Here is a 16880-nt window from a genome sequence, read left to right on the forward strand (position 1 = left end):
GGAGCACCCAAGGTTTTTCGTCAGAGAAATTCACAAAGGTTGATCATCATGGAAATCTCCAAGGCCGAAATCACTTCGGCGGCCGCTGCAGCGCAGGGCAATCCCCCATCTTCTTCCGCTTCCGGCTCCGTGGACCTCATGGGTTCCGAGATCCTGGTCAAGTCCCTCCAGGCCGAGAACGTCCAGTACATCTGGGGCTACCCCGGCGGCGCGGTCCTGTACATCTACGACGCGCTGTACAAGCAGGAAACCATCCAGCACGTGCTGGTGCGCCACGAGCAGGCGGCCGTGCATGCTGCCGATGGCTACGCCCGCGCCACCGGTGAAGTCGGCGTCGCCCTGGTCACCTCGGGCCCCGGCCTGACCAACGCGGTCACCGGCATCGCCACGGCGTACATGGATTCGATCCCCATGGTGATCATCTCCGGACAGGTGCCCACGCCCGCCATCGGGCTCGACGCCTTCCAGGAATGCGACACCGTCGGCATCACGCGCCCCATCGTCAAGCACAACTTCCTGGTCAAGGACCCGCGCGACCTGGCCGTCACGCTCAAGAAGGCCTTCCACATCGCCCGCACCGGCCGCCCCGGCCCCGTGGTGGTCGATATCCCGAAGGACGTGTCCTTCAAGAAGGCGGCCTACACCGGCTACCCCCAGAGCGTCGAGATGCGCTCGTACAACCCCGTGCGCAAGGGCCACAGTGGCCAGATCCGCAAGGCGCTGCAACTGCTGCTGGCCGCCAAGCGCCCCTACATCTACACCGGCGGCGGCGTGCTGCTGGGCAATGCCACCAACGAGCTGCGCACGCTGGTGGACATGCTGGGCTACCCGGTCACCAACACGCTGATGGGCCTCGGTGCCTACCCCGCGTCGGACCGCAAGTTCCTGGGCATGCTGGGCATGCACGGCACCATCGAAGCCAACAACGCCATGCAGAACTGCGACGTGCTGCTGGCCGTGGGCGCGCGCTTCGACGACCGCGTGATCGGCAACCCCAAGCACTTCGCGCAGAACGACCGCAAGATCATCCACGTGGACATCGACCCGTCGAGCATCTCCAAGCGCGTGAAGGTCGACATCCCGATCGTCGGCGACGTGAAGGACGTGCTCACCGAGCTGATCTCCATGGTCCGCGAGAGCAGCACCCGCCCCGATGCCGGCGCCCTGGCCGCCTGGTGGGACACCATCGAAGGCTGGCGCAAGCGCGACTGCCTGAAGTACAGCATGGGCAGTCCCGACGTCATCAAGCCCCAGTACGTGGTGGAAACGCTGTGGAACATGACCAAGGACGTCGACACCTACATCACGTCCGACGTGGGCCAGCACCAGATGTGGGCCGCCCAGTACTACCGCTTTGATGAACCACGCCGCTGGATCAACTCCGGCGGCCTGGGCACCATGGGCGTGGGCATCCCCTACGCCATGGGCATCAAGCTGGCCAAGCCGCAGGCCGAGGTGTTCTGCATCACCGGCGAAGGCTCGGTGCAGATGAACATCCAGGAACTGTCGACCTGCCTGCAGTACAACACGCCGATCAAGATCTGCTCGCTGAACAACCGCTACCTGGGCATGGTGCGCCAGTGGCAGGAAATCGAGTACTCCGGCCGCTACAGCCACAGCTACATGGATGCGCTGCCCAACTTCGTGAAGCTGGCCGAGGCCTACGGCCACGTGGGCATGCTCATCGAGCACCCCAAGGACGTGGAGCCCGCGCTGCGCGAAGCACGCAAGCTCAAGGACCGCACGGTGTTCATGGACTTCCGTACCGACCCCACCGAGAACGTGTTCCCTATGGTGCAGGCCGGCAAGGGCATCACCGAAATGCTGCTGGGCTCCGAGGACCTGTAAACACAGGCCTTCGGCTCCCGCTGCGGCCTGCAGCAATAACGACCCTGTCGCTGCTGCAGGCCAATCTCCTGCTATCAACCTGATAGCTTCACTTCGACGAATCTATTGCCTGCCGAGTCTGCGCATTACCGTGCGCAGGGGAGGGCAGCGAAAAGAGGAATGTCTTCACCATGAAACACATCATTGCCGTTTTGCTGGAGAACGAACCCGGCGCGCTGTCGCGCGTCGTGGGCCTGTTCTCTGCCCGTGGCTACAACATCGAATCGCTCACCGTGGCGCCCACCGAGGATCCATCGCTCTCGCGCATGACGATCCAGACCACGGGCTCCGACGACGTGATCGAGCAGATCACCAAGCACCTGAACCGTCTCATCGAAGTGGTCAAGGTGGTCGACCTCACCGAAGGTGCCTACACCGAGCGCGAGCTCATGATGGTGAAGGTGCGCGCCGTGGGCAAGGAGCGCGAGGAGATGAAGCGCATGGCCGACATCTTCCGCGGCCGCATCATCGACGTGACCGAGAAGAGCTACACCATCGAGCTCACCGGCGACCAGTCCAAGAACGACGCCTTCCTGCAGGCCATCGACCGCACCGCCATCCTGGAAACCGTGCGAACCGGCGCCAGCGGTATTGGCCGAGGCGAGCGCATATTGCGCGTGTAAGACAATCGACTGTTTATTTTTCAACCCAAACAACGCATTTCAACCGGAGCGACCCATGAAAGTTTTCTACGACAAAGACTGTGACCTGAGCCTGATCAAGGGCAAGACCGTTGCCATCATCGGCTACGGCTCGCAGGGCCACGCCCACGCACAGAACCTGAACGACAGCGGCGTGAAGGTCGTGGTCGGCCTGCGCAAGGGCGGCGCCTCGTGGGACAAGGTCGGCAAGGCCGGCCTGAACGTGATGGAAGTCAACGACGCCGTCAAGGCCGCCGACGTGGTCATGATCCTGCTGCCCGACGAGCAGATCGGCGAGGTCTACACCAACAACGTGGCCCCGAACATCAAGCAAGGCGCTTCGCTGGCTTTCGCCCACGGCTTCAACGTGCACTACAACCAGGTCGTGCCCCGCGCCGACCTCGATGTGTGGATGGTCGCCCCCAAGGCCCCTGGCCACACCGTGCGCAACACCTACACCCAGGGCGGCGGCGTGCCCCACCTGGTGGCCGTGCACCAGGACAAGTCCGGCAAGGCCCGTGACCTGGCCCTGTCGTACGCCATGGCCAATGGTGGCGGCAAGGCCGGCATCATCGAGACCAACTTCAAGGAAGAAACCGAGACCGACCTGTTCGGCGAACAGGCCGTGCTGTGCGGCGGTGCCGTCGAGCTGATCAAGATGGGTTACGAAACCCTGGTCGAAGCCGGCTACGCCCCTGAAATGGCCTACTTCGAATGCCTGCACGAGCTCAAGCTCATCGTGGACCTGATCTACGAAGGCGGCATCGCCAACATGAACTACTCGATCTCGAACAACGCCGAGTACGGCGAGTACGTGACCGGCCCCGAAGTCATCAACGAGCAGTCGCGCGTGGCCATGCGCAATGCCTTGAAGCGCATCCAGAGCGGCGAGTACGCCAAGATGTTCATCCAGGAAGGCCGCCTGAACTACCCGAGCATGACGGCCCGCCGCCGCAACACCGCCGACCACAGCATCGAAGTGGTGGGTGGCAAGCTGCGCGCCATGATGCCCTGGATCGCCAAGAACAAGCTGGTCGACCAGACCCGCAACTGATCTCGCGGTTCCTGCGCCCCGTGCGCAGATCCTCAAAGGCCACTTCGGTGGCCTTTTTCGTTGCCGCTCGGGCTCTGGATGTCGCGCATGGGCCAGCGCGCGGCTGCGCGTAATGAATTGTTAACAGGCCCAGGGCCCGGGTGCCTGCCGGTGCAGCTACACTGCGCCTTCGGTTCTCTCGGAGGGGGTGCCATGCGCCCTGCGGCGCGGGTGCCGATGACTATAAATTGGGTAGCTGTTCACGCCGGCCGGTCCGGCGATGGAGATTTGTTCGATGCATGACGGCAAGGATTCCGCCGACGGTTCGGGGGTGATGGTGCGCAAGCGGCGCAAGGGCATCTACATCCTGCCCAACCTGTTCACGCTGGCAGCGTTGTTCGGGGGCTTCTATTCCATCGTGATGGCGATGAACGGGCGCTTTGACCTGGCGGCCGTGGGCGTGTTCTGCGCCATGGTGCTCGACAGCCTGGACGGCCGCGTGGCGCGCATGACCAACACGCAAAGCGCTTTCGGCGAGCAGATGGATTCGCTGTCGGACATGGTGTCCTTCGGTGCGGCCCCCGCGCTCATCGCCTACGAATGGTCGCTCAAGGGCCTGGGCCGCTGGGGCTGGATCGCCGCCTTCGTCTACTGTGCCTGCGCCGCGCTGCGCCTGGCACGCTTCAACGTGAACACGGGCGTGGTGGACAAGCGCTACTTCCAGGGCCTGCCTTCGCCCGCTGCGGCGGCACTGGTGGCCGGCTTCATCTGGCTCATGACCGAGCTCGGCGTGCAACGCGGCATGGACACCTGGCTCACCTGGAACCAGGTCACCTGGATCATGTTCGCCTTCACCCTGTATGCCGGCCTCACCATGGTGACCAACGTGCCGTTCTATAGCTTCAAGGACATCCAGATGAAAAAGAGCGTGCCCTTCGCCGTGATCGTGCTGATCGCGCTGGGCATTGCCGTCATCAACATCTCGCCGCCCATCATGCTGTTCAGCGTGTTCGTGCTGTATGGCCTGAGCGGCTACGGCGTGTATGCCTGGCGCAAGGCCAAGGGGCAGCACAGCAGCGTGATCAGCACCTCCACCGACGAGCCTGACGAGCGCGGCCTGCACAAATGACGGCAGGGCGCCGCATTGACCGCAGTTGTGCTACATTGCACTGCATGAACACGTTGGCCATTGCAATCCTACTGCTAGCTCCCCACGGGCGGAGACGGTAGGCGCACGCGCACACGTTTTCCACAAAGGCCCGTATGCACCCGCAACGGGCCTTTTGCTTTGGGCGCCAGAATTCAGCGTTGCGGACCACCCCACCATCAATACCAGGAGAACCCCATGGCCGACAAACTCATCATTTTCGACACCACCTTGCGCGACGGCGAGCAATCGCCCGGCGCCTCCATGACCAAGGACGAGAAGCTGCGCATCGCCCGCCAGCTCGAACGCCTGAAGGTGGACGTGATCGAAGCGGGTTTTGCAGCCAGCTCCAACGGCGACTTCGAGGCGGTGCAGGCGATTGCCAACGCCATCAAGGACTCGACCATCTGCTCGCTCTCGCGCGCCAACGACCGCGACATCTCGCGGGCTGCCGAAGCGCTCAAGGGCGCCAACAGCGCGCGCATCCACACCTTCATCGCCACCTCGGCGCTGCACATGGAAAAGAAGCTGCGCATGACACCCGAGCAGGTGCTCGAGCAGGCGCGCCAGTCCGTGCGCTTTGCGCGCAACCTGGTGGCCGACATCGAGTTCAGCCCCGAAGACGGCTACCGCAGCGACCCGGACTTCCTGTGCCGCGTGCTCGAAGCGGTGATTGCCGAAGGCGCCACCACCATCAACGTGCCCGACACCGTGGGCTATGCCATCCCCGAGCTGTACGGCAACTTCATCAAGACGCTGCGCGAACGCATCCCCAACAGCGACAAGGCCATCTGGTCCGTGCACTGCCACAACGACCTCGGGATGGCCGTGGCCAACTCGCTGGCCGGCGTGAAGATCGGCGGCGCCCGCCAGGTCGAATGCACCATCAACGGCCTGGGCGAGCGCGCCGGCAACTGCTCGCTCGAAGAAGTCGTCATGGCCATCAAGACGCGCCGCGACTACTTCGACCTGGACCTGAACATCGACGCCAAGCACATCGTTGCCGCCAGCCGCATGGTCAGCCAGACCACCGGCTTCGTGGTGCAGCCCAACAAGGCCGTGGTCGGTGCCAACGCCTTCGCCCACGCCAGCGGCATCCACCAGGACGGCGTGCTCAAGGCGCGCGACACCTACGAGATCATGCGCGCCGAAGACGTGGGCTGGAGCGCCAACAAGATCGTGCTGGGCAAGCTCAGCGGCCGCAACGCCTTCAAGCAGCGCCTGCAGGAGCTGGGCGTGAGCCTGGAGAGCGAGACCGAGGTCAACAGCGCCTTCACCCGCTTCAAGGAGCTGGCCGACCGCAAGAGCGAGATCTTCGACGAAGACATCCTGGCCCTGGTCAGCGACGAAAGCGTGACGGCCGAGAAGGAGCAGTACGGCTTTGTCTCGCTGTTCCAGCAGAGCGAGACCGGCGAGCACCCCCGTGCACGCATCGTCTTCACGGTGGACGGCCACGAAGTGCGCGGCGAGTCCGAAGGCAATGGCCCGGTGGACGCGTCGCTCAAGGCCATCGAGTCCCACGTCAAGAGTGGCGCCGAGATGGTGTTGTATTCCGTCAACGCCATCAGCGGCTCCACCGAGAGCCAGGGTGAGGTCACCGTGCGCCTGCAGAACAGCGGCCGGGTGGTCAACGGAGTGGGCGCTGACCCCGATATCGTGGTCGCATCGGCCAAGGCGTACCTGAGCGCACTGAACAAGTTACAAAGTAAAGCTGACAGGGTGGCCGCACAGGGATAAGTGTTGAATTTATAATTCATTCACTTTCTTGGAAAGTCGCGCAAGGTATTGATCTTGCGCGACTTTTTTTGATTCTGTACACTGGCCCACACTTCTTACCCTTTGGAGCACTTTGATGCACCATGGCCGCAGCACCGCAATGAACCGTTTTTTCCAGCTTCTGGGCTTTGTTGTTGTGAGTGCGGCGCTCGCTTCGCCCATGGCACATGCCAACGAGCGCAAGAAGGCGCCCGCCAAGAAGCAGGTGGCATCGGCCACCGCCAAGAAGTCCGCCGGCCCGCGCAAGGCCGCCGTTGCCAACAAGCCGGTGCGTGTCACCGCCAAGACCTCCAGGGCAGCCACCCGTGTGGCGTTCGTGCCCGCCAGGCAGTCGTTTGGCCAACTGGCCGGCCTGCACGAAGTCAATGACCCGCTGGACCTCAAGTCCAGCGTCGCCCTGGTGATCGACCAGGACACCCATGAAGTGCTGCTCAGCAAGAACGACCACGCCGTTCTGCCGATCGCATCGCTCACCAAGCTCATGACCGGCCTCATCATCTCCCAGGCCAAGCTGCCCATGGATGAGCCGCTGACCATCACCCAGGACGATGTGGACACCGAAAAAGGCAGCCGTTCGCGCCTGACGGTGGGCTCCACGCTGACCCGCGGCGAAATGCTGCACCTGGCCCTGATGTCGAGCGAAAACCGCGCTGCCCACGCCCTGGGCCGCACCTTCCCCGGCGGTCTGGACGTGTTCGTGGCGCAGATGAACGCCAAGGCGCGCCTCTTGGGCATGACCGACACCAAGTACGTCGAGCCCACGGGCCTGTCCAGCCGCAACCAGAGCAGCGCGCGCGACCTGGCCACGCTGGTCAACGTGGCCCATGGCGACCCGGTCATGCGCGAGCTGTCCACCTCGCCCGGCTACGAGCTGGCCCTGGGCGCGCGCACCCTGCAGTACAACAACACCAACGGCCTGGTGAAGAACCCCACCTGGGACATCGGCCTGCAAAAGACCGGCTACATCTCCGAAGCCGGGCGCTGCCTGGTGATGCAGGCCCAGTTCGCTGGCCGCAAGATCATCATGGTGTTCCTCGACTCGGCCGGCAAGTTCAGCCGCCTGGGCGACGCCGAGCGCGTGCGCCACTGGGTCGAATCCATGCCCGCCGCCATCAGCCCCGTGAAGACGGTGGTGCACGGCAACACCAACGGCTGAAGTTGCGCTGCCGGCCCGGTGGGCAGGCAGTCCATCACCCCCCAAAACAAAACCCCGGTGGCGCGAGCCCCGGGGTTTTGTTTTTGGGCGGGCCGCAGGCGTGCGGCCTGGGTCACTCGACCGGCGTGTGCAGGATCTCGCCGCTGTGCAGAGGCGAGGACAGGGACGATGTGGGCACCTTGGCGGGCACATAGCCCAGCGCCAGCGAGATTTCCTGCGCCGTGGCCTGCAGCTTGGCCATCCAGCCCTCGTCCAGCCGGTCGGCCGGGGCCGAGATGGACAGGCCCGCCACCAGCTTGGCCTGGTCGTCGTATACGCCAGCGGCCATGCAGCGCACGCCCAGCTCCAGCTCCTCGTTGTCGCGGGCAATGCCGTACTGGCGCGCCTTGGCCAGTTCGCGCTCGAGCACGGGCAACTGGGTGATGCTGTTGCGCGTGTGGCCGGCCAGCCCGGTGCGGGTGGCATAGGCGCGCACGCGCTGCGGGTCGTCCAGCGCCAGGAAGAGCTTGCCGGTGGAGGTCAGGTGCAGCGGCGCACGGCCACCGATGGCGCGCACCACCTGCATGCCCGAGCGCTCGCTGTAGGCGCGCTCCACATACACGATCTCGTCGCCCTGGCGCATGCTCAGATTCACCGGCTGCTGGATCAGTTTGTGCAGGTTGCGCATGGGGGCCAGCGCCGCATCGCGCACGCTCAGGCGCGCCTTGACCAGGTTGCCGAGCTCCAGCAGGCGCATGCCCAGCCGGTAGCTGCCCGACTCGGGCCGGTCCACGAAGCGGCCGATGGTCAGGTCGTTGAGGATGCGGTGCGTGGTGGACGGGTGCAGCCCCGTCTTCTCGCTGATTTCCTTGAGCGAGATGGCGTCCTCGCGCGAGGCGAGCACGTCGATCAGCGTGAACATGCGCTCCAGTACCTGGACGCTGGGCTTGATCGGGATACCAGGGTCGATTTTTTTCATGGGCTGCAGGAATGCGGGAATGCTGTGGAGTAAGGGATATCCACAACATCCTCTGATCGCTGCATCTTACCTTGTGAAATGCAATGGCACCATCAGGTGCCCTGGGCGGCCCCGTCCGGGGTGCCGCCTGCGGGACTGCGGTCCACGCGCAGCCACACATTGTCCTGCCGAATCTCGTGCGGCACAAAGCGCGCCTTGTAGTTCATCTTCGGGCTCGCGGCGATCCAGTAGCCCAGGTACACATAGGGCAGGCCCATGGCGCGTGCCTGCTCGATCTGCCAGACGACGTTGTAGGTGCCGTAGCTGGCGCGCGCCTCGGGCTCGTAGAAGGTGTACACGGCCGACAGGCCGTCGTTGAGCACATCGAGAATGGACACCATCTTCAGCGCGCCCGGCTCGCCGGTGGCGGCATCCACCTCGCGAAACTCCACCAGCCGCGAATTGACGCGGCTTTGCAGCAAAAACTGGGTGTACTGGTCGATGCTGTCCTGGTCCATGCCGCCGCCGGCGTGGCGCCCGTTCTGGTAGCGCAGGTACAGCTGGTAGTGCTCGGGCACGAAGCACAGGCGCAGCACGCGCGCCTGCAACTGGCCATGCTGCACGGCAGCGCGCCGCTGGCTGCGGTCCGGCCGGAACTCCTGCGCACGCACGCGCAGCGGCGTGCAGGCCTGGCAGCCGTCGCAATAGGGGCGGTAGGTGAACATGCCGCTGCGCCGAAAGCCCGTGGCCACCAGGCCCGAATACACATCGCTCTGGATCAGGTGGCTGGGCGTGGCGACCTGCGAGCGCGCCTGCCGGTCCGGCAGGTAGCTGCACGGGTAGGGCGCTGTCGCATAGAACTGCAGGGTCTGCAGCGGCAGGTCGTTGAGTTGCGTCATGCCATGGACGGGGGGTGGGGCAGCAGTTGGTTCCAGTATACGGGCTCGAAACGCCATGCGCCGCCCGCAAGGTCTTGCGCTGCGGCGATCTGGCGCAGGAACTCGCTGCGCGGTATCTCGCGCGCCCCGAGCGAGGCCAGGTGGCGCGTGTTCTGCTGGCAGTCGATCAGCGCCACGCCCTGCACGCGGCAGATCGCCACCAGCGCCGCCAGCGCGATCTTGGAGGCATCGGTCGCGTGCGCGAACATCGACTCACCGAACACCGCGCGCCCGAGCGCCACGCAGTACAGCCCGCCCACCAGTTGCCCATCGACCCAGGTCTCCACGCTGTGGGCTGAGCCCGCCGCGTGCAGCGCCTCGTAGGCGTGCACCATGTCGGGCACGATCCAGGTGCCTGCCTGCCCCTCGCGCGGGGTGGACGAGCAGGCACGTATCACCTGGCCAAAGGCCGTGTCCACGCGCACCTCGCAGTGGCTGCCCGCGGTGGCAAACTTCTGCAGCGTCTTGCGCAGCGAGCGGTGCAGCCGGAACTCGGCCACCGGCAACACCATGCGCGGGTCGGGCGCCCACCACAGGATGGGCTGGCCCTCGCTGAACCAGGGAAAGGTGCCCTGCCCATAGGCGGCCCGGAGGTGCTTCACATCCAGCGCGCCCCCGGCGGCCAGCAGGCCGGGCGCCGGGTCATCGGGGCCCCAGGCGCTCGCCGGGCTGGGAAAGGGGTCGTGGGGTTCCAGCCAGGGGAGTTGGGCGGGCATGGGGGGCAGGGGTTGCGAAGGGTGGTTTGTGGGATTGTGCGGCAACATCCGGTTCCACCGTGGCGCGGGCCTTGTGCGCGATGTCGGCTGCAGGCGACAGATTCCCGCAGCTTCGCCGTGGCATGCGCCATCCGGTGCCAGCGGCCTGCACAATGCCGCGATCACAAGACAGGAGAGGGATCCCCATGCGCCGTGGATATGGATTGGCATTGCTGCTCACCGTGCTGGCAGGCTGCCAGAAGCAGGAAGCACCCGACGCTTTCTATGAGCGCTACTACCAGAAGTCGGCCAGCGGCATTGCCACCCTGGAGGAGGAAGCGCATTTCTATTCCGCCAGGAAGCGCGCCGATGTGGAGCAAAAAATTCCCGCGATGATGAAGACGATGGGCAAGACGCGCGACGAGGTCGCCCGCGCCTATCTGGACATGTCCCAGGCGCTCGCGCGGTGCAAAAAGATCGAGCTGGCTGGGCAGAGCGTGTCTGGCACCGTGGCCGAGCTCACCTACCGGCAGACGGATGTGTGCGGCAGCACTTCCACATCGCCAGAGAGCCAAAAGGTGCGCCTGGTGAACGAGGACGGGTGGAAGCTCGACCACGTGGAAATAAGCCTGTAGACCCCCTGGCCGGTGCGGGCGCTACTTGCGCCGGTAGCCGCCCACAAAGCTCACGTTCATTCCGCCGCAGCCATCATCGTCCTTCACGGCCAGGCCGCCGCGCTGCAGTGCCAGCGTGGCCGTGCAGCCGTCGCCGTCGTATGCCAGCAGCCCGTTGACCAGGGTGCCCACGCCGCGTATCTCGCCCACGTTCACCTGCCCGTTGGCGGCGTTGGGGCCGTACCAGACGGCATCGCCTGCCAGGTAGACCTTGCCGTCCTGCAGGCCGACGATGGCCAGGCTGGCGCTGTCCTTGTCGGGCTTGCCCTGGTGGTAGCGGGTGTAGGTGCCATTCCACCTGGCGCTTGCTGCGGTGGCGGGCGCAACGCTCTGCAGCAGGGCAATGCGGCCTGCGAACTCCTGGCCCAGGCAGCGGGCGTTTTTGCACTGCGTGACCTCATAGGATTGGAGCCATTCGCGCTGCCACTGCACCAGCTGCGGCCGGGCCTTGGAGCGCGTGATCGCCTCCTTGAAGGCAGTGTTGAGCTGCTCGTCCAGCGCAGAGAGCTGTGCGTCCGAGCAGATCAGCTTCTCCATGGCCGAGCGGGCCCTGGCGCAGTCGAAACTGGCGGCACTGGCCAGCGGGGCCAGGGCTGCAATCAGGGCCGCCAGGGCAAGGCGCAACAAGGGCTGGGCAAGGGTGGTCGGCATGGCGGGGTTCCTGCTCGGTAAGATGCGCGCGCGAACAGTGCGGCAGGCAGAAATCATACGATCCCGCCAGGCCAATTGCCGCTTGACACAAGCGCATGCCAAACGCACGCTACGGCCCCGCACCAGCGGTCGATTACCAACAACCCACCATCGGAGAGAAGCATCGTGATCAACAAGCGTGATTTTGTCGCCAGCGTCGGCCTGGCAGGGGTGATGCTGCCGGCTGCCAATGCCATCGCGGCCCCCGGCAACAAAGCCGGCATTGCGCAGCCCGTTCTGCTGACGGTGAGCGGCGCCGTCGGCAAGACCAACCGCGGCGCGCTCGACCCCGTCATCGACCAGATGATGGGCAAGCACAGCATCCAGTTCAGCAAGGCCTTCGCGTTCGACGCAGCAGCGCTGCAGCGCCTGCCGTCGGTGACCATCAAGCCCACGCTCGAATACGACAGCAAGCCCCACACGCTGGAAGGCCCGCTGCTGGTCTCGGTGCTCGAAGCCGCAGGCGTGCCGCGCAACAGCAACGTGCAACTGGGCCTGCGCGCGGTGGATGGCTACAACGTCGCCATCAGCCTGGCCGACGCCGCGCAGTACCGCATGATCGTCGCCACCCGCATCGACGGCCAGCCCATGGCACTCGGCGGCCTGGGGCCGCAGTGGGCCGTGTACGACGCAGACAACGTGGCGCCCTTCAAGGACAAGCCCGTGAAGGAACGCTTCGCCCTGTGCCCCTGGGGCCTGTACCACATCGATGTGAAGGCGGCGGCGTAGGCCCGCTGGGCTTGCAAAGCCCGTTCAGTCCTTGCTTCGTGTCAGGTAGTTGAGCACCGCGTCTGCCGAGTTGCCCACGGCCGCCACGGCATCGCGCAGCTCCTGCTCGGTGCATTCCAGCGACGTGGTCCAAGTGCGGACCTCGTGATCCTGCGCCAGGCCGATGAACCGGCGGTCCGTGTCGGGGTCTTGGGGGATATCGGGCATGGTGGCCGGCGTCGATGGGGCGTCTACCGCGTCTTGTCGTCGGTCTCGCCCGTCACGCCCGTGCCCTGGCGCGATGCCGGCTTCGGGTTGGCATGCTCCTCGATGGCGCCCTGCCGGTGCCCCGATGGGTCTACCGCGTCCACCGGGCCAACCCCTGGCTGTTCGCCGCCTGGGCGGTTGGCATAGGTCTCGCCCAGCGTGCCAGACTCGTCTTTCAGCCCATACTGGTTGTGGCCGGGCTTCGGGGTCGTCGTATTGGGCATGGCTTGCTCCTGGGGTAAGAAGCCTTGATGCTAGGTGCGCGGTGCATGCCGGGGTGTAGGACCCTGTCGGCTATGCCGGTGCTCGCCGTCCTGCCAACGCTTGGGCAGTATGGGGTCAGTTGCTGCGCAGGATCACCACCGCATAGGTGCAATCGATATCCGTCTCGTTGCTGAACACGCAGTCCGCAGGCGGCCCCAGTTCCAGGCAATCACCCGCGTCCATCGCATGCCGGGTGTCGCCCTCCATGAACACCAGCGAGCCGGCCAGCACCCAGATCAATTGCCGTTTGGCGGTGTAGGCCGCAGCAGGCATGGGCACCCGCGCGCCCGCAGGCAGCACCACCTGCACCAGGTCCAGCGGCAGGTCGGAAGGGGGCGACACATGCGTGCGCACATAGCGGGTCTGCGGGTCGGTCCACACCGGCTGGTCGGCCCGGCGCAGCAACCGGCCCTCCTTGGCCTCTGCGCGGGCGATCAGCTGCGACATGCTGAGGCCGAACGCGCCCGACAGCCGTGCCAGCAGCGTCGCCGTGGGGCTCGACTCACCCCGCTCCAGCTTGTGCACCATGGCCCGCGACACGCCCGAGTGGGCTGCCAAGTCGGTCAGCGACCAGCCTCGCCCCTCGCGCTCGATGCGCACCCGGGCGCCGATGCGCTGGCTCAGGCTATCGATTGCACTATCTACTTTGGTGGACATGTGTTTCATCATGGTGGACAATAATCCACCAAAATACCTTATTCGTCCATCATAGTGGATGGCGAACCCTGCAACCCCTGACCGCCATGACCACCCTACAGATACGCGATGCCCATGCGGGCGACATCGAAGGCATCCTCGCCATCTACAACGACGCCGTGGCCAACACCACTGCCATCTGGAACGAAACCCTGGTGGACGCCGCCAACCGCGCCGCCTGGCTGGCCGACCGCCAGCGCCTGGGCTATCCCGTGCTCGTCGCCGTTGACGACCAGGGCGCCGTGGCCGGCTACGCCTCGTTCGGCGACTGGCGCGCCTTCGACGGCTACCGCCACACCGTCGAGCATTCGGTGTACGTGCACCAGAACGCCCGCGGCGCAGGCCTGGGCAAGCTGCTGATGCAGGCCCTCATCGAACGCGCCCGCGCCATCGGCAAGCACGTCATGGTTGCCGGCATCGAGGCCGGCAACACCGCATCGATCCAACTGCACCAGCGCCTGGGCTTCACCCAGGTGGGCCTGCTGCCCGAAGTGGGCACCAAGTTCGGCCAATGGCTGGACCTGGCCTTTTTGCAACTCAAGCTGGATGCGCGAACGGATCCTGATGGAGCAGTGAGGAAGGCCGTTTGACTGGCCTCTGTCCCACGACCCATACGGCTTTGCAGTCGGCCGGATAACTAGGCGGGGAGCCGCAGACAGTGCTGTAGCACGGCAAGGCTCCCCAACGACGTTAGCCGGTCGAATGAAAAGCCGTATCAGTCGTCTTCTTGGGCGCTGATTTCGGGGAAAAGGATTTCTGTGTACCCGAATTGGGTAAAGTCCCGCACCCGCATCGGGTACAGCTTGCCGATCAGGTGGTCGCACTCGTGCTGCACCACCCGGGCATGGAAGCCATCCACCGTGCGGTCGATCGGGTCGCCATACAGATCAAACCCCGTGTAGCGGATGCGCGCCCAGCGCGGCACCTTGCCCCGCAGGCCCGGCACCGACAGGCAGCCCTCCCAGTCCTCTTCTTCCTCGTCACCCAGCGGCGTGATCACCGGGTTGATCAACACCGTGGGCGGCACGATGGGGCGGCTCGGGTAGCGCGGGTTGCGGTCGTTGGAGCCAAAGATCACGAGTTGCAGGTCCACCCCGATCTGCGGCGCCGCCAGCCCCGCGCCGTTGACGGACTGCATCGTCTCCAGCATGTCGCGCACCAAGAGGTGCAGCTCGACCGTATCGAACGCGGTCACGGGCTGGGCCACGCGCAGCAGGCGCGGGTCGCCCATCTTCAGAATGGTGTGTATGGTCATGGGTGCAGCAGTGCGGTGCGGGCTAGTTCTTGCATCATCATCATCGTCGTCAAGGCCAGCCACCATCATGCCGCAAGGCCGCGCGCCCCGCAGCGCAAGGGGCGCAGCCCCACGCGGGTGGCAACCGCACACGGCAGAACTTTGCCCCCGATTGCACGGAACATCGCCGGGACTGGAAAACGCCCGAATTTTGTGTATATAATCTAAGTCTTGTTCCTCGATAGCTCAGTCGGTAGAGCGCCGGACTGTTAATCCGTAGGTCCCTGGTTCGAGCCCAGGTCGAGGAGCCAAGAATTCAGTGCCAGGACCTGCATGCGTACGCGGGGCCTTTCACTTAGTCAGCCGATGAGCAGGCTGGCTAGAGTTAGTACCAATCATTCCTCAATAGCTCAGTTGGTAGAGCGCCGGACTGTTAATCCGTAGGTCCCTGGTTCGAGCCCAGGTTGAGGAGCCATTCTATGGCAGCAAAGGCTACCCTTCGGGGTGGCCTTTTTGTTTTGGGGTTACGGATCATGCTGGTCATAGGACGCTGCGATGAGGCGCACATCAGCGGTTGATGGCTGAGGGCATCGCGGGTCGGTGTGGTTCGGCTGGTTCGGCGGGTTCTGCTTCGAGGTCGTTGCGGGGCGAGGCTCCGAGGGCTGCTCCGAGGTCTCCGACCTGTCGGCTATGGGTTGATGATGGCCGGCTTCAGTGGGTGCTAGGTGCGGGCGTCGCGGGGCTCGATGTGAGGCGGTCTTGCCGTGGCACATTGAGGTGATAGATGGCGCGCGGATCGATGTGGGACGCATTGATGGTGGCTATAACCCTCGGCGCTAGCTGGGCGCGCCCATGCACCTCGTCAGTCCCCTTCTTGTCGTGGGTCGGGTTCGGACGCGCAATTTCAAGCCGACGCTTGCGTTACATTGTCCTGATGCGAGTTTGCGATCGGCCCACGTTGCTTGGAAGCACTTCATTGAAGCCTGCACGCTGAAGTTGGCCTAGTGATCTCGCGCCTTTGCATTTGCATCGATTAGATTGCAAAAGCTGAGCGGTCCTCGTCAGCAATCCATATAGGAGCCGGCCCCGGCAACGGATTTTAGGAAGAGAAATGCGACCAATATTGATAGACCTGGATGACACGCTTGTTGATGACCAGTTATCAACTCAAATCGCATTCGGGGCATTTGTGGCGGCACATCGGGATCGACTTGGTGACCATCCTGCATCAAATTTGATGGATCGATGGCGTGCAACATTTCGACAATTCTGGAGCCAGTATGAGCAAGGTACGCTTTCGTTTCTTGAGCAAAGACGTTTGCGCATCAGGGCATTTTTTGCAGAAGATCTGACAGATGCAGAAGCGGACAGCGCTTTCGTTCCATACCTGCGCGCATATGAGGCAGCATGGAAAGTTCTTCCAGGAGTCTCGGACTTCCTTTCGCGCTCGAAGCATGTCCCTAAAGTGATCCTGACAAATGGTGATCGTGAGCAGCAACTGCAGAAAGTACTAGCTACAGGGTTGCTCCCGCATGTGATATCTGTCGTGACGCCTGAAGATTGTGGAAGCTGGAAGCCGAAGCCTGATATGTTCATCGCTGGAGCGCGGATTTTGGGTGTACCTCCTCAGGACTGCATCATGATCGGTGATGATTTCGTGCGCGATATCGAACCAGCTACCGCTCTTGGGATGCTCTGCTTTCAGGTGGAAAGGGGATCTAGCAATCAAGTGTTCAAGAACGCTCTTCTTGGAATTGATGCATCGATCACTGCTTGAAGAAGGGGGTCATCAGTTTAGATGGCGAATGTTGAGCGGTCTTTGTCAGCAATCCACACAGGTGCCCGGCCCCTGCCTGTCCAGGTAGCACCCGTCGCGGGATCACGGTATTTCGCCTCAACCTTTGTGCCCTTCGCGCTGGAAGCCTTCCTGGCCTTGGCGCCCCCGAACACATCCTCAGAAGTCAATCCGAACTCAGCGATGAGGGCCCGTGCTTCGGCGACAGCGCCTGAGACTTCTGCCTTGCGGGTCTCCTCGATGAGTCGGTCAAGTTCGGCTTTGCGTGCGATGAGTGCTTTGTAGTTGGACATGTGTCAAGTTTTAAATTGCCAAGTGGAGTTGCCATTCTCTACTTATTCC

The 16880-nt window shown here is 64.0% G+C and carries 19 protein-coding genes and 2 tRNA genes; 12 read left to right on the forward strand and 9 right to left on the reverse strand.

From position 1 onward, the window contains the following. Positions 1–48 precede the first annotated feature (48 nt). The 6 genes from U5N23_RS27480 to U5N23_RS27505 all read left to right on the forward strand — a co-directional run bounded on the left by U5N23_RS27480 (position 49) and on the right by U5N23_RS27505 (position 7640). Positions 49–1848, forward strand: coding sequence for an acetolactate synthase 3 catalytic subunit (locus tag U5N23_RS27480; RefSeq protein WP_322595885.1), 1800 nt, complete (start codon positions 49–51; stop codon positions 1846–1848). A 170-nt stretch (positions 1849–2018) separates the two neighbouring features. Continuing rightward, a complete protein-coding gene (gene ilvN / locus U5N23_RS27485; protein ID WP_007857867.1) occupies positions 2019–2510 on the forward strand; it encodes an acetolactate synthase small subunit in 492 nt (163 codons plus the stop codon). Between the two features lie 55 nt (positions 2511–2565). Then, positions 2566–3582 (forward strand): ketol-acid reductoisomerase, encoded by a 1017-nt coding sequence (gene ilvC, locus U5N23_RS27490; RefSeq protein WP_007857869.1) that lies wholly within the window; start codon positions 2566–2568, stop codon positions 3580–3582. Between the two features lie 274 nt (positions 3583–3856). After that, positions 3857–4690 carry a CDP-diacylglycerol--serine O-phosphatidyltransferase gene (gene pssA / locus U5N23_RS27495; RefSeq protein WP_322595886.1) on the forward strand — a complete coding sequence of 278 codons (834 nt, stop codon included), beginning with the start codon at positions 3857–3859 and terminating at the stop codon, positions 4688–4690. A gap of 216 nt (positions 4691–4906) precedes the next feature. Continuing rightward, entirely contained in the window at positions 4907–6445 is a 1539-nt protein-coding gene (locus tag U5N23_RS27500) for a 2-isopropylmalate synthase (RefSeq protein WP_322595887.1), read from the forward strand. 115 nt (positions 6446–6560) lie between these two features. After that, positions 6561–7640, forward strand: a complete 1080-nt coding sequence (locus U5N23_RS27505; RefSeq protein WP_322595888.1) for a serine hydrolase — start codon at positions 6561–6563, stop codon at positions 7638–7640. A 112-nt stretch (positions 7641–7752) separates the two neighbouring features. On the opposite strand, the gene U5N23_RS27510 is transcribed toward U5N23_RS27505, so the two are convergent. The 3 genes from U5N23_RS27510 to aat form a co-directional block, all read right to left on the reverse strand. Then, complete coding sequence (locus tag U5N23_RS27510) at positions 7753–8598, reverse strand: IclR family transcriptional regulator (protein ID WP_322595889.1); 846 nt, start codon at positions 8596–8598, stop codon at positions 7753–7755. 92 nt (positions 8599–8690) lie between these two features. Next, a complete protein-coding gene (locus U5N23_RS27515) occupies positions 8691–9476 on the reverse strand; it encodes an arginyltransferase (protein ID WP_322595890.1) in 786 nt (261 codons plus the stop codon). After that, the gene (aat, locus tag U5N23_RS27520) at positions 9473–10231 is read right to left on the reverse strand and encodes a leucyl/phenylalanyl-tRNA--protein transferase (protein WP_322595891.1); all 759 of its coding nucleotides are present in this window, start codon (positions 10229–10231) and stop codon (positions 9473–9475) included. Before aat ends, U5N23_RS27515 begins: the two co-directional genes overlap by 4 nt. 185 nt (positions 10232–10416) lie before the next feature. On the opposite strand from aat, the gene U5N23_RS27525 reads away from it, so the two are divergent. Then, a complete protein-coding gene (locus U5N23_RS27525) occupies positions 10417–10845 on the forward strand; it encodes a hypothetical protein (protein ID WP_322595892.1) in 429 nt (142 codons plus the stop codon). 21 nt (positions 10846–10866) lie between these two features. Here U5N23_RS27525 and U5N23_RS27530 read toward each other — a convergent pair whose 3' ends face one another. Continuing rightward, a complete protein-coding gene (locus U5N23_RS27530; RefSeq protein WP_322595893.1) occupies positions 10867–11535 on the reverse strand; it encodes a lysozyme inhibitor LprI family protein in 669 nt (222 codons plus the stop codon). Positions 11536–11703: 168 nt separating this feature from the next. Here U5N23_RS27530 and U5N23_RS27535 point away from each other — a divergent pair, with 168 nt between their 5' ends. Continuing rightward, positions 11704–12303: a molybdopterin-dependent oxidoreductase gene (locus tag U5N23_RS27535; protein ID WP_322595916.1), complete on the forward strand. Its 600-nt coding sequence runs from the start codon at positions 11704–11706 to the stop codon at positions 12301–12303. Between the two features lie 24 nt (positions 12304–12327). Here U5N23_RS27535 and U5N23_RS27540 read toward each other — a convergent pair whose 3' ends face one another. The 3 genes from U5N23_RS27540 to U5N23_RS27550 form a co-directional block, all read right to left on the reverse strand. Beyond that, entirely contained in the window at positions 12328–12510 is a 183-nt protein-coding gene (locus U5N23_RS27540) for a DUF3606 domain-containing protein (protein WP_322595894.1), read from the reverse strand. 23 nt (positions 12511–12533) lie between these two features. After that, positions 12534–12773, reverse strand: a complete 240-nt coding sequence (locus U5N23_RS27545; RefSeq protein ID WP_322595895.1) for a hypothetical protein — start codon at positions 12771–12773, stop codon at positions 12534–12536. Between the two features lie 115 nt (positions 12774–12888). After that, positions 12889–13470: an XRE family transcriptional regulator gene (locus U5N23_RS27550; RefSeq protein WP_322595896.1), complete on the reverse strand. Its 582-nt coding sequence runs from the start codon at positions 13468–13470 to the stop codon at positions 12889–12891. An 86-nt stretch (positions 13471–13556) separates the two neighbouring features. Here U5N23_RS27550 and U5N23_RS27555 point away from each other — a divergent pair, with 86 nt between their 5' ends. Continuing rightward, on the forward strand, positions 13557–14099 hold the full coding sequence (locus U5N23_RS27555) for an N-acetyltransferase family protein (protein WP_322595897.1): 543 nt from the start codon (positions 13557–13559) through the stop codon (positions 14097–14099). A 125-nt stretch (positions 14100–14224) separates the two neighbouring features. Here U5N23_RS27555 and def read toward each other — a convergent pair whose 3' ends face one another. Then, complete coding sequence (gene def, locus U5N23_RS27560; RefSeq protein WP_322595898.1) at positions 14225–14764, reverse strand: peptide deformylase; 540 nt, start codon at positions 14762–14764, stop codon at positions 14225–14227. A gap of 214 nt (positions 14765–14978) precedes the next feature. On the opposite strand from def, the gene U5N23_RS27565 reads away from it, so the two are divergent. The 3 genes from U5N23_RS27565 to U5N23_RS27575 all read left to right on the forward strand — a co-directional run bounded on the left by U5N23_RS27565 (position 14979) and on the right by U5N23_RS27575 (position 16520). Continuing rightward, positions 14979–15054: transfer RNA gene (locus tag U5N23_RS27565), tRNA-Asn, on the forward strand. 88 nt (positions 15055–15142) lie between these two features. Further along, positions 15143–15218, forward strand: a tRNA-Asn gene (locus tag U5N23_RS27570). A 636-nt stretch (positions 15219–15854) separates the two neighbouring features. Then, complete coding sequence (locus U5N23_RS27575) at positions 15855–16520, forward strand: HAD family hydrolase (protein ID WP_322595899.1); 666 nt, start codon at positions 15855–15857, stop codon at positions 16518–16520. Between the two features lie 17 nt (positions 16521–16537). Here the strand turns inward: U5N23_RS27575 and U5N23_RS27580 are convergent, their stop codons facing one another. Then, a complete protein-coding gene (locus U5N23_RS27580; RefSeq protein ID WP_322595900.1) occupies positions 16538–16831 on the reverse strand; it encodes an H-NS histone family protein in 294 nt (97 codons plus the stop codon). Between the last annotated feature and the right edge of the window lie 49 nt (positions 16832–16880).

Source organism: Acidovorax sp. (assembly GCF_034519795.1).
Taxonomy (GTDB): Bacteria; Pseudomonadota; Gammaproteobacteria; order Burkholderiales; family Burkholderiaceae_C; genus Acidovorax.

Coding starts and splice junctions, on each gene's coding strand:
- U5N23_RS27545 (WP_322595895.1), bottom strand. CDS start 12,773: ATGCCCAATACGACGACCCCGAAGCCCGGCCACAACCAGTATGGGCTG.
- U5N23_RS27555 (WP_322595897.1), top strand. CDS start 13,557: ATGACCACCCTACAGATACGCGATGCCCATGCGGGCGACATCGAAGGC.
- U5N23_RS27505 (WP_322595888.1), top strand. CDS start 6,561: ATGCACCATGGCCGCAGCACCGCAATGAACCGTTTTTTCCAGCTTCTG.
- U5N23_RS27580 (WP_322595900.1), bottom strand. CDS start 16,831: ATGTCCAACTACAAAGCACTCATCGCACGCAAAGCCGAACTTGACCGA.
- U5N23_RS27525 (WP_322595892.1), top strand. CDS start 10,417: ATGCGCCGTGGATATGGATTGGCATTGCTGCTCACCGTGCTGGCAGGC.
- U5N23_RS27480 (WP_322595885.1), top strand. CDS start 49: ATGGAAATCTCCAAGGCCGAAATCACTTCGGCGGCCGCTGCAGCGCAG.
- U5N23_RS27515 (WP_322595890.1), bottom strand. CDS start 9,476: ATGACGCAACTCAACGACCTGCCGCTGCAGACCCTGCAGTTCTATGCG.
- U5N23_RS27510 (WP_322595889.1), bottom strand. CDS start 8,598: ATGAAAAAAATCGACCCTGGTATCCCGATCAAGCCCAGCGTCCAGGTA.
- U5N23_RS27530 (WP_322595893.1), bottom strand. CDS start 11,535: ATGCCGACCACCCTTGCCCAGCCCTTGTTGCGCCTTGCCCTGGCGGCC.
- U5N23_RS27575 (WP_322595899.1), top strand. CDS start 15,855: ATGCGACCAATATTGATAGACCTGGATGACACGCTTGTTGATGACCAG.
- def (WP_322595898.1), bottom strand. CDS start 14,764: ATGACCATACACACCATTCTGAAGATGGGCGACCCGCGCCTGCTGCGC.
- U5N23_RS27550 (WP_322595896.1), bottom strand. CDS start 13,470: ATGTCCACCAAAGTAGATAGTGCAATCGATAGCCTGAGCCAGCGCATC.
- ilvN (WP_007857867.1), top strand. CDS start 2,019: ATGAAACACATCATTGCCGTTTTGCTGGAGAACGAACCCGGCGCGCTG.
- U5N23_RS27540 (WP_322595894.1), bottom strand. CDS start 12,510: ATGCCCGATATCCCCCAAGACCCCGACACGGACCGCCGGTTCATCGGC.
- U5N23_RS27500 (WP_322595887.1), top strand. CDS start 4,907: ATGGCCGACAAACTCATCATTTTCGACACCACCTTGCGCGACGGCGAG.
- aat (WP_322595891.1), bottom strand. CDS start 10,231: ATGCCCGCCCAACTCCCCTGGCTGGAACCCCACGACCCCTTTCCCAGC.
- pssA (WP_322595886.1), top strand. CDS start 3,857: ATGCATGACGGCAAGGATTCCGCCGACGGTTCGGGGGTGATGGTGCGC.
- ilvC (WP_007857869.1), top strand. CDS start 2,566: ATGAAAGTTTTCTACGACAAAGACTGTGACCTGAGCCTGATCAAGGGC.